Genomic DNA, 10,579 nt, shown 5'->3' on the forward strand with positions numbered 1-10,579 from the left:
TTTCGCTGACTTCTTCTTCGGCGGTTGCGAACCAAGCGGCTTCACGCATAAAGACGCCTTCCATAAAGCCCACACACCAACCGCGCAGATCTGAGTCGTCTGGCTCGTCGCCCAGATCCAGATCACAAGGCAGCTCGAATTCTTCGTCAGAGGCCAGTTGGCGAGCGATGTGATCCTTGAGCTTAATCAAGGTGTCTTCGATCTCGGTGCATTGAGCGTCGTCTTTGTAATTCGGGGTTTCGGAGAAAATGGCGTCAATCCATTCACGCTCAGGAACGGACTCAGAGCAGATGGATAGGGCAGTCAGATAGCCATGAGTGGCTACGTAGTCCAGCGCCTCGTCATGCAGCTCGTCAGCGTCGAGGAAGACTTGCAGGCGGGTTAGTTGCTCAGCGAAGGACATTAGTGAACTACCTAGAAAATAAACAATGCTGAATTCTAGGCTTTCTTGAGCGCCCAAGCCAGCCGTTAGGCGCATTTGCCATTACTTCCCGGCGATCGGCGCCGCAATCACATCGCCCTGTTGAGAGAACTGCTCGGGTATACTGCCGCGTTTTGTGATGCCCTGCGGTCTATGCAGCGGGTCAAGCGCTCTGCGCCCAAGCTTTAAAGAGGCTTGCGGCCGTGCAGGATTACGCTGGCGCAGGGGTGTTTCGGCGATTTCTGGAGTTTCTATGCTCGAACAGGCTCAACGCGTACTCAAAGACATCTTCGGCTACGACAGTTTCCGTGGCCGTCAAGGTGACATCATTGAGCGCGTAGCCAGTGGTGGCGACGCTTTGGTGCTGATGCCTACCGGCGGTGGCAAGTCCTTGTGCTTCCAAGTGCCCGCCCTCTTGCGTGATGGGCTGGCGGTTGTGGTGTCACCGTTGATCGCGTTAATGGACGATCAAGTTGCTACGTTGGAAGAGTTGGGCGTTGCAGCTGCGGCTCTGAACTCGACATTGAGCGCCGATCAGCAGCGCGATCTCGCCTCTCGGATTCGGCGCGGTGAAGTCAAAATGCTCTATCTGGCGCCAGAGCGTCTGGTACAGCCACGCATGATGGCGTTCTTGCAGAGCTTGGACATCGCACTGTTTGCCATCGACGAAGCGCATTGTGTTTCGCAGTGGGGCCATGATTTCCGTCCAGAATATTTGCAGTTGGGCCAATTGGCCGAAATGTTCCCGAATGTGCCACGCATCGCTCTGACCGCCACGGCCGATAAACGAACCCGTGAAGAAATCGTTACCCGTCTGCACTTGCAGAACGCCGAACGGTTTTTGTCGAGCTTTGACCGACCCAATATTTTTTATCGCATCGTGCCCAAAGAGCAGCCACGCAAACAGTTGCTGGCGTTTCTCTCGGAGCGCCGCAGCGATGCGGGCATTGTGTATTGCCTGTCGCGCAAAAAAGTTGAAGAAGTGGCGCAGTTCCTTTGCGATCAGGGCTTCCCGGCTTTGCCCTATCATGCCGGGCTGCCAAACGAAACGCGCGCGGCTAACCAAAAGCGCTTCCTGATTGAAGAAGGGCTAATCATGGTGGCAACCATTGCCTTCGGCATGGGTATTGATAAATCAAACGTGCGCTTTGTGGCACACCTAGATCTGCCCAAATCCCTTGAGGCGTATTACCAAGAAACCGGCCGTGCAGGCCGTGACGGTTTGCCAGCAGATGCGTGGATGGCTTACGGCCTGCAAGACGTGGTGATGCTCAAACAGATGCTGCAAAACTCCGAAGGCGACGAGCGCCACAAGCGTCTGGAACATCACAAGCTCGACGCGATGTTGGCTCTGTGCGAAGAAACCCGCTGCCGGCGTCAGACTTTGCTTGCCTATTTTGACGAAGACATGCCTCAGCCATGTGGGCATTGCGATAACTGTGTCGATGGCGTGCAAACTTGGGACGCAACAGAACCTGCACGCCAGGCATTGTCAGCGATTTATCGCACTGGCCAGCGTTACGGAACTGGGCATCTGATCGACGTGTTGCTGGGGCGCGAGAATGAAAAAACCCGCAGCATGGGCCATCAGCATTTGTCTGTCTTTGGTGTCGGCAAAGCTCGCTCAGAGGGCGAGTGGCGCACCTTGTTCCGTCAGCTGGTCGCCCGTGGTCTGGCAGATATTGACATTGAAGGCTACGGCGGATTGCGTTTAAGCGACAGTTGCCGCCCCTTGTTACGCGGCGAGGTCACCTTGGAACTGCGCCGTGAGCTCAAACCACAAACCTCGGTCAAAAGCAGTTCTGCCAGCCCAGCCAGCCAATTGGTACGCGGCGACGAGCGTGAGCAGTGGGAAGCCTTGCGAGCCCTGCGGCGCAAGTTGGCTGAAGAACACGGCGTACCGCCTTACGTCATCTTCCCAGACTCGACATTGCTCGAAATGCTGCGTAGTCAGCCGACTTCTCTGTCTGACATGGCCAAAGTCAGCGGTATCGGTGCGCGCAAACTGGAGCGTTACGGCGAGGCGTTCCTCGATGTGCTGGGCGGGCAAGCAGACACCCCCAAAGTGGTCGCGGACATTCGCCACGAACTGATCAGCTTGGCGCGTGCGGGTATGACGCCAATGCAAATCTGTGGCCAGTTGAAGTGCTCTGAAAAAAACGTTTACACGATGTTGGCTGAAGCCATTGGCCGTCATGAATTGTCATTGGATCAAGCGCTGGACTTGCCTGAAGCATTGATGGAAGAAGTCCAGGACGCGTTTTTAGACGGTGAGGGCGAGTTGCCCAGTGTTGCCAGCATCGCTGAACAGTTTAAAGGTCGAGTCCCAGAAGGGGTGTTGTATTGCGTGCGAGCCGCATTGCAATCCGAGTTCGAGCTGTAAAGATTATTGATATGTAACGAATTGATTGACTTATAGGTCTTGCCTATGAGCAAGCTCCATGCTTAGCTGACTAACAATTAGTTTCACTCTATTTCAGTCTAAACATTGAGTTTTTTATGCCGTTAACCGATCAACACCGTTTTGGTATGCAACTGGCGCAAATGTCCCGTGGCTGGCGGGCTGAGCTGGATCGACGCCTTGCCGGTCTCGGTCTTTCGCAAGCCCGTTGGCTGGTGCTGTTGCATTTGGCTCGCTTTGAGAATGTCCCAACCCAGCGCGAATTGGCACAGAGTGTGGGTGTAGAAGGCCCGACGCTGGCGCGCTTGCTCGACAGCCTTGAAGCCCAAGGCTTGGTGAAGCGTCATGCGGTGCTTGAAGATCGTCGCGCTAAGAAAATTGTGTTGAGTGACTCGGCCCGGCCGTTGATTGCACAGATCGAGGCCATTGCCACCGCCTTGCGCCAAGAGCTGTTTGTGGGCGTTGACGAAGAAGAGCAGCGTATCTGCATGCGCGTGCACAAGCGCATCCTCGAAAATCTCGAAAAAAACTGACGCTCTAAAAACTACCCCCGTAGGAGCTGCCGCAGGCTGCGAGCTTTTGATCTTTAACATCAAAAGCTCGCAGCCTGCGGCAGCTCGGGGGTGTATTGAATGTTCTAGAACGTCTGGCCTAAGTTTAGGTACAACGCCTTTTGATTGTCGTCGTTGAAGCCGTAGCTAAAATTCAGCGGGCCCAGCGGTGTATCAAAGCCGATAAAAATGCTCGCTGCGTTGATATAGCCACTGTCGAACTCGTTGTCATTGTTCCACGCTCGGCCACGTTCCAGTGACGCGCCTGCATACAGTGGGAAATCAAACGGCATATAGGAGCGTGGCGTCAGGCGTCGATAGTAAACGGCCCGCATTAAACTGATGTTTTGCCCTGAAATCGCATCTTGGCGGAACCCTGACAACTGCCGCGCCCCACCGAGCAAGAAGCTTGAAGTGACGATATTGGCTTGGTCGAGGGTGCGACCATAACGCCCACCCAGAATCCACGTGTTCGGCCCCGAACTTAGTGCTTTGTCTAGGTTGAATTCCCATTGGCGATAACGCTCATCGGAACCCAGTGCCGGTTCGAACTGACGCATGCTCAGGCTGATGTCTTCACCGGTGTGCGGAAAGTAGACGTTGTCCAGTGAGTCGAAGGAATACTTCACGTCATAGAAACCTTCAGTGAAGCTAGTGCTCGGCAAGTCACGGTCTCCGATTCGCACATCGGCCTTGCCCCATGCCTCCCCGATACCTAGACGGATCTCACCACTGTTGCCGATTTGGCGCCCCAAATTCAAACCGAATCCGTAGCGCTCCAAGCGATATTCAGCAATTGGATCGTTATCGAGAATGGATTCGACGTTTTGTGATTCCACGTTGAGGTACGGTGCCACGAAGTAGCGCGAGCCCACATCCAGCGGCTGATAGAACTCGCTGTACAACTCTTGCTTGTCACCGATTTGCACTCGAGTTAGCCACTCTGCGCCCAAGCGGTTGATGCCGTTGACGCGATAGCTGGCGCCTAGGTTAAACGCACTGTCGCCGCGCATGTCGTCAGACAGGTTGAGCCCCAGTCGCAGGTAGTCGGTGCCGCTGCGCTTGGCGCGGGCGCTGATGACCAGCGTGCGCTCTTTGCCCTTGTGTACTACGCGGTACTGCACTTGGTCGAAATAATCCAGACCGTAGAGCGTGCCCATGTCCCGCTGCAGGCGCGTCAGGTCTAACGGTTCACCGACGGGTTGGCGAATGTAATAGCGGATCACCGCGTCGTCGATTTTTGAGTCGTTTTCGATTTTTATCGCGGTAATTACCGGGTTCCGCTCTTCGGGTGAGCGGGCGATGGCCAGCTCTACGTTGGTGGGCTGGCGTAAGCTGGCCAGACGTTTTTCGAGGATCTGAGTAGCGCGATAACCCGCGTTGATAATCTCTTCTGAACGCCCAAAATCTGTGACGCCCACGCTGGCGAGCGAGGGTTGAATCAGCACGTCGTCTGGCTTCAGTGAAGCTAATTGGACTTCAGAGTTGCTGCGGGTCATCAGGGTGATCGACTGATTAAGAATGTCGAAAACCGTGTTCAACTGCTTACGCCCGCGTAACGGGGTGCCGATGTCCACCACAATCACGATGTCCACGCCCATCTCACGGGCCACGTCCACTGGAATGTTATCGACCATACCGCCATCGACCAGCAACTGACCGTTGATTTCGACTGGGGCAAACACGGCCGGAATCGACATGCTGGCGCGGATCACCTGAGGTAAGTGGCCTTTGCGGAAGACTACCTTCTCGCCACTTACGATGTCTGTCGCCACCGCGCGGAAGGGGATCGGTAGCTTGTCGAAGTCGCGAACGTCACTGCTGTGCGCCAGCAGGCTTTCGAGCAGCAGTGACAGGTTCTGCCCTTGGATCACCCCCAGTGGCAAGCCCAGACTGCCATCGTCACGAAAGCTGAGTTGTTGCCTGACCAGAAAATCGCGGTCGTCCTGTTTGCGCCGAAACGGGATGTCCTCTCGGGCGGGGCTATCGGATAAGGCGTCTTGCCAGTCAATGCTCATGGCGAGCTTTTCTAGCTCATCAATTTTGTAGCCCGAGGCGTACAGCCCGCCAATCACGGCGCCCATGCTGGTGCCCGCGATGGCATCAATGTGAATACCTTGCTCTTCCAATGCTTTAAGCACGCCGACGTGTGCCAAGCCGCGGGCTGCGCCGCCGGATAACACCAGGCCGATTTTTGGCTGTGGCTTCTCAGCAGCGAACAGCCCTAATGGGGATAAACACACGAGCAACAAAATCAGCAGACGACGCATCATGAATCTCTGGGCAAGCGGCAAAGGCGGCTATTATAGCGGCGCCTTTCACTATGCGAGTTTGAGAAACATGCCTGCCAGCAAGCCACAAATTGTCATAACTTATTGCACGCAATGTCAGTGGTTGCTTCGCGCTGCGTGGCTGGCCCAAGAGCTGCTCAGCACGTTTGCGGACGATTTGGGCCAAGTTGCGTTAGAACCCGGTACTGGCGGTGTTTTTCGGATTACCTGTGATGGTGTGCAGATCTGGGAGCGAAAAGCCGATGGCGGCTTTCCGGAGGCCAAGGTGCTCAAGCAGCGAGTCCGCGATCAGATCGACCCGCAGCGTGACTTAGGGCACAACGACCGCGGTCAGTGAGCGGCTGAATCCAGCACGGCTTTGCTCGGTGTCGGGCTGCTGCCCATGCGGCTCGACACTACGATTGCGATGATGATCAGCAGACCGCCTAGCAGCATGCGCAATGTCGGAGTTTCGTGGAACAACAACCACGCCAAGGTGATGCCGTACACCGGTTCCAGGGCGAAGACTACGGCGGCGGTGCGCGCTTTGATGACCCCCAAGCTGGCGACAAACAGGCTGTGGGCCACGCCAGTGCACAACACTCCGAGTAGGCCAATCCACAACCAGTCCAGCGCTCGAACCGCGCTCAAGCCCGGTGCGGCGAAGGGCAGCAGGCACAAGGCAACTACCGCGTTTTGCCACATGGCCGCTTGAACCGCAGGGACCCGTCCGCTGTTGGCCCGGTTATTGAGAGATAGCAGAGAAAATAACAAGCCCGAAGCAATGGCCCAGATCAGGCCTTCGGTGGCTTGGCTGGCCAAGTCAAAGCTTGGAGTCACTAAAATCAGCCCGATACTCACCAGCAGCACCAGAACGATTTCATTGAGACGGATGCGTTCGCGAAAAATCAGCCCTTCGAGGATTACCGTAAACGCCGGAAAGCTAGCAAAGCCCAGCGTTGCAATCGCCACTCCGGCAATTTTTACCGAAACAAAAAAACTTACCCAGTGTCCGGCCAGCAGCAAGCCGCTGACCAGTAAGTTGCGCACATCACGTGGCGCTAGTTTTTTCCAGCGAGTTCCTTTGGCCAGTGCGGCAAAGAAGGCCAGCGCCACGACTGCGAATCCAGCCCGGCCAAACACAATGATAGAAGCCGAGGCGGCGGCGAGTTTGCCGAACACGCCGGTCAGGCCGAACATAAGCGCACCAATATGCAGGGCGCCCAAGGCGGTACGGGGAGTCATTGCAGTCCTTAAGTCGATACAGGCAAGGCGTTCAGTCTAAAGCGTGGGCCTGCAGACTGTCTGTCGCCAAGCTCGCTTCAATTGTCGCCAGACTCGCGGCGCAGTATCGACGGCGAGGCACCGAACTCTCGCAGTATTGCCGCACTGAACGCGCTCTGCGAAGCGTAGCCGACCCGGTTGGCGACTTCGCCAATGGGCAAGGCGCTGTGACGCAAGAGTGCCAATGCACTGTTCAGGCGTCGTTGGCGAATGTAATCCATGGGAGTTTGCCCACATTCACTAAGGAAACGTGCATGCAAACGAGCGCAGGATAAGCCCGCTATGCGCGCCAGATCCATGACCTGAAGTGGGTAGGCGAGGTTTTGATCAATGTAGGCATTGAGTGCGGCGAAAGGCAGACGTTTTGCGGTCACCGACTCGCTGTCAGTGTTCAGGCTCGCCAGTAACAAGATCGCCCCTTGGCGGGCAATTATGGGGTCGCTCACCGGGCTAGCAGCCAGCCAAGTGACCAACTGATGCTGTTTGGCATCGAGGCTCAAGTGCCCAGTGTTGTCGAGCAAACGGCGGCTGGCGTCGGCATGACTGCCCAGCGACTCACCTAGCCAGTCATGGCCCGGTACATCCAGCACCAAACACTGACTGCCTTGCTCGCTGCCACAGGTGTGATGCGCACCAACCGGCACCACCAGCAGATGCTGTTGACGCAGTAGACACCCTTGACCATCGACCTCGAAGTCGAGCGTGCCAGACAAGCTGATCACCACCTGCGCATGCTCGTGGCTATGTGCAATCACGTCTTGGCGATAATGACGCACTGACAGGATTTGGCTCATGGTGAGTCTCTCGTCTGCAGGCGCGAGCTTGTTGCGCGATCTTTAATATCTAAAAAGATGCCAGGCAAGCTCGTTCCTCCGGGTGGTGTTGATTGCGCTTAGTGCCGCCAAAAGGCCGGTATACACAAAACGAACACGGTAATGATCTCCAGCCGGCCGAGCAACATGCCTAGGGATAAAATCCACTTCGCAGCATCTGGCAACGTTGAGAAGTTGCCAGCAGGGCCGATAATTTCACCCAACCCCGGCCCCACGCCGGACACGGTACTGGCCGCGCCGGTGAGCGCGGTCATCCAGTCCAACCCGAGCAGCGACAGCGCCAGTGCAATCACACTGATAGTGATGGCAAAGAAGAACGAGAAGGTCAAAATCGAGCGCACAATATCTTCGTCAAGGCGGTGCCCGTTGTATTTTTGCTTGATCACTGCGCGCGGGTGTATCAATTGATTAAGGTTGGCCTTTAGCAGGATGTAAGCGACCTGGAAACGAAAAATCTTGATCCCGCCCGCCGTCGAACCCGAGCAACCGCCGATAAAACCCAGATAGAAAAACAGCATCAGTGAGAAATTGCCCCACAAGCTGTAGTCACCCAGTGCAAAGCCAGTCGTGGTCACCACCGACGTGACGTTCAGCGCCACATGCCGAAAGGCATCCCACCACACCATGTCGGTGGTCCACCACATCCAAGTGCCAAGGACCAGCCAAGTCACGACCAACAACCCGAGCAAACCCTGGACCTGTTGGTCTTTGATCAATGCTCTGCGATGGCCGCGTAACGTGGCGACGTACAAGGTGAAGGGCAAGCTACCCATAATCATCACTGCAATAGCAACCCAGTGCACCGCTGGTTGCGTCCATTTGGCCAGCGATTGGTCTGAGGTCGAGAAACCACCGGTGGAGATGGCCGACATGGCATGGTTGATGGCGTCGAACACGCTCATGCCCGCCCACCAGAACGCCAAGCTGCCAAGGATAGTGATGCTGACATACGTCGCGACAATCAAGCGTGCCACCATATGCGAGCGCGGCATCACTTTTTCTGAACGGTCAGACGACTCGGTTTGGAACAAGCGCATGCCACCGATGCGCAGCAACGGCAGAATGGCGACTGCCATGCCGATAAAACCGATGCCACCGAGCCAGTGCAGCATCGAGCGCCACATCAGAATCCCTGGGGTCATGTGGTCCAGCCCGCTTAACACTGTCGAGCCTGTGGCGGTAATCCCGGACATGCTTTCAAAAAACGAGTCGGTGTAACTGATGTGCTGTGTCAGCAAAAACGGTAGCGCGGCAAAAATACACACCACGACCCAACTGGACACCGTGAGCAAATACATATCGCGCGGTCGTAGGTGTACTTGCTCTGGGCGCCCGGGAATGACCAGCGCCAGACCGGCGACGAAGGTGATCAGGCTGGCCCAGAGAAAGGACGGCAGATCACTCATGCGGTCATAAATGACCAGCGTCAGCATCGGTACAGACATGCTGACGGCGAGCGTAATCAGGAAGATGCCAATTACAAAACCGATAATGCGTAAAGTCGGCAATGCCATGAAATCAGCTCGGGATTAGAGGGGGGCGCCATTCTACCTGTGGTCTGAGCGATGTAAACCGCCAGACTTTCGATGGATACCGTTAGAATAGCCGCACATTTTCTTCTGGAGGTGGCCAATGGAGGCTCTCGACGCTTTGCTTAACCGTGTATCTGCCCCGCGCTTGCTGGAACCCGCGCCAACGGCTGAGCAACGTGAAGTCCTGTTTGCGGCCGCATTGCGGGCGCCGGACCACGGTCAACTTCGCCCCTACCGGTTTTTGACCGTCGAAGGTGAGGCGCGTCATCAATTGGGTGAAGTGCTTGCCCAAGCTGTGCAAGCGCAAGGCGCGGAGGTGGCTCAGGCTGCACTGGACAAGGCTCGGGCGATGCCTTTGCGTGCGCCTTTGATCGTGGTGGTGGTGGCTCGCTTGCAGGATCACTTCAAGGTGCCCAAGTCTGAGCAACTGATTACCGCCGGTTGTGCGGCGCACGCCATTGAGCTGGCCGCATTTGCCCAAGGCATTGGTGCGGTGTGGCGCACCGGTGAATTATCGTACAACGCGCACGTGGCCAAAGGTCTGGGGCTGGGGGAGGGCGAAGAAGTGGTCGCGTTCCTGTATCTGGGCACCCCGCAGAACGAATTGCGCACTGCGCCAGCCGTAGACAGTGCTGAATTCGTCCAAGTGTGGTCAGCTTAAGTCCCGCCCGTCTCTTCGCGGAGCTGCCGCAGGCTGCGATCTTTCCCTACGAAATAGGCTGTATGGGCAATTCCAGCGTGGCGATAAACCCGCCCTCAGGGTGATTGCCCAGCAACAACCGCCCGCCATGGCGTTCTGCTGCGCGTCGGGCAATCGCCAGCCCTAATCCATGCCCGGCTGCTGTCTGGCCGGGTGCGCGAAAGAACGGTTCGCCCAAGTTAGCCAAATACGCCTCAGCCACTCCGGGGCCGTGGTCACGCACGCTGATGATGATGTGATCGCCTGTGCGCTGGGCCTTCAACTCAATAGGCTGCTGCGGCGGGTTAAAGCGTTGAGCATTGCGCAGCAGGTTGTCCACAGCTCGCTCAATCATCGTTGGCCAACCGGTCAAGCTTAAGTCCGGCTCGGCATTTAGCTGCACCGGTTGTTCGAGGGAGGTCAGTGAGGCGTCCTTTTGAACCGTGCTGAGTAAAGGATTCAACTCAATGTGTTCCGCGCTAGCCTGATCGGCATCCACACGGGCCAGCGCAAGAATTTCGCTGATTAACGACTCTAAACGGTCGCACTCGCGAATCAGCCGGGGCCAGAGCTTTTCGCGTTCTCCCGGCCTTGCGCGTTCGGCCACA

The 10,579-nt window shown here is 56.4% G+C and carries 10 protein-coding genes; 4 read left to right on the top strand and 6 right to left on the bottom strand.

Going from position 1 to position 10,579, the window contains the following annotated elements; genetic code table 11:
• The coding region (locus AQS70_RS04270; protein WP_055101688.1) for a UPF0149 family protein at positions 1–403 on the bottom strand (403 nt) is incomplete at its 3' end.
• A gap of 271 nt (positions 404–674) precedes the next feature.
• Between AQS70_RS04270 and recQ the strand changes: the two genes are divergently transcribed.
• Both recQ and AQS70_RS04280 read left to right on the top strand, forming a co-directional pair.
• Entirely contained in the window at positions 675–2,804 is a 2,130-nt protein-coding gene (gene recQ / locus AQS70_RS04275; protein WP_055101681.1) for a DNA helicase RecQ, read from the top strand.
• 116 nt (positions 2,805–2,920) lie between these two features.
• Positions 2,921–3,355: a MarR family transcriptional regulator gene (locus AQS70_RS04280; RefSeq protein ID WP_055101682.1), complete on the top strand. Its 435-nt coding sequence runs from the start codon at positions 2,921–2,923 to the stop codon at positions 3,353–3,355.
• Positions 3,356–3,459: 104 nt separating this feature from the next.
• On the opposite strand, the gene AQS70_RS04285 is transcribed toward AQS70_RS04280, so the two are convergent.
• Positions 3,460–5,643 (bottom strand): patatin-like phospholipase family protein, encoded by a 2,184-nt coding sequence (locus AQS70_RS04285; RefSeq protein ID WP_055101683.1) that lies wholly within the window; start codon positions 5,641–5,643, stop codon positions 3,460–3,462.
• A 70-nt stretch (positions 5,644–5,713) separates the two neighbouring features.
• Between AQS70_RS04285 and AQS70_RS04290 the strand changes: the two genes are divergently transcribed.
• A complete protein-coding gene (locus tag AQS70_RS04290) occupies positions 5,714–6,001 on the top strand; it encodes an Rdx family protein (protein WP_055101689.1) in 288 nt (95 codons plus the stop codon).
• Here the strand turns inward: AQS70_RS04290 and AQS70_RS04295 are convergent.
• From AQS70_RS04295 to AQS70_RS04305, 3 genes are all read right to left on the bottom strand, one after another.
• A complete protein-coding gene (locus AQS70_RS04295) occupies positions 5,995–6,888 on the bottom strand; it encodes a DMT family transporter (protein WP_055101684.1) in 894 nt (297 codons plus the stop codon). The genes AQS70_RS04290 and AQS70_RS04295 overlap by 7 nt on opposite strands.
• A 77-nt stretch (positions 6,889–6,965) precedes the next feature.
• Positions 6,966–7,721 carry a helix-turn-helix transcriptional regulator gene (locus tag AQS70_RS04300; protein WP_055101685.1) on the bottom strand — a complete coding sequence of 252 codons (756 nt, stop codon included), beginning with the start codon at positions 7,719–7,721 and terminating at the stop codon, positions 6,966–6,968.
• 98 nt (positions 7,722–7,819) lie between these two features.
• Complete coding sequence (locus AQS70_RS04305; RefSeq protein WP_055101686.1) at positions 7,820–9,274, bottom strand: TrkH family potassium uptake protein; 1,455 nt, start codon at positions 9,272–9,274, stop codon at positions 7,820–7,822.
• A 118-nt stretch (positions 9,275–9,392) separates the two neighbouring features.
• Between AQS70_RS04305 and AQS70_RS04310 the strand changes: the two genes are divergently transcribed.
• On the top strand, positions 9,393–9,953 hold the full coding sequence (locus AQS70_RS04310; protein ID WP_055101687.1) for an NAD(P)H nitroreductase: 561 nt from the start codon (positions 9,393–9,395) through the stop codon (positions 9,951–9,953).
• A 46-nt stretch (positions 9,954–9,999) separates the two neighbouring features.
• Here AQS70_RS04310 and AQS70_RS04315 read toward each other — a convergent pair.
• On the bottom strand, positions 10,000–10,579 hold a 580-nt coding region (locus AQS70_RS04315), incomplete at its 5' end, for a sensor histidine kinase (RefSeq protein ID WP_162233871.1).

Source organism: Pseudomonas endophytica, from assembly GCF_001411475.1.
Classification (GTDB): Bacteria; Pseudomonadota; Gammaproteobacteria; order Pseudomonadales; family Pseudomonadaceae; genus Aquipseudomonas; species Aquipseudomonas endophytica.

Excerpts from the sequence above, each read along its gene's own strand:
- recQ (WP_055101681.1), top strand. The coding sequence starts at position 675 with ATGCTCGAACAGGCTCAACGCGTACTCAAAGACATCTTCGGCTACGAC.
- AQS70_RS04280 (WP_055101682.1), top strand. The coding sequence starts at position 2,921 with ATGCCGTTAACCGATCAACACCGTTTTGGTATGCAACTGGCGCAAATG.
- AQS70_RS04285 (WP_055101683.1), bottom strand. The coding sequence starts at position 5,643 with ATGCGTCGTCTGCTGATTTTGTTGCTCGTGTGTTTATCCCCATTAGGG.
- AQS70_RS04290 (WP_055101689.1), top strand. The coding sequence starts at position 5,714 with ATGCCTGCCAGCAAGCCACAAATTGTCATAACTTATTGCACGCAATGT.
- AQS70_RS04295 (WP_055101684.1), bottom strand. The coding sequence starts at position 6,888 with ATGACTCCCCGTACCGCCTTGGGCGCCCTGCATATTGGTGCGCTTATG.
- AQS70_RS04300 (WP_055101685.1), bottom strand. The coding sequence starts at position 7,721 with ATGAGCCAAATCCTGTCAGTGCGTCATTATCGCCAAGACGTGATTGCA.
- AQS70_RS04305 (WP_055101686.1), bottom strand. The coding sequence starts at position 9,274 with ATGGCATTGCCGACTTTACGCATTATCGGTTTTGTAATTGGCATCTTC.
- AQS70_RS04310 (WP_055101687.1), top strand. The coding sequence starts at position 9,393 with ATGGAGGCTCTCGACGCTTTGCTTAACCGTGTATCTGCCCCGCGCTTG.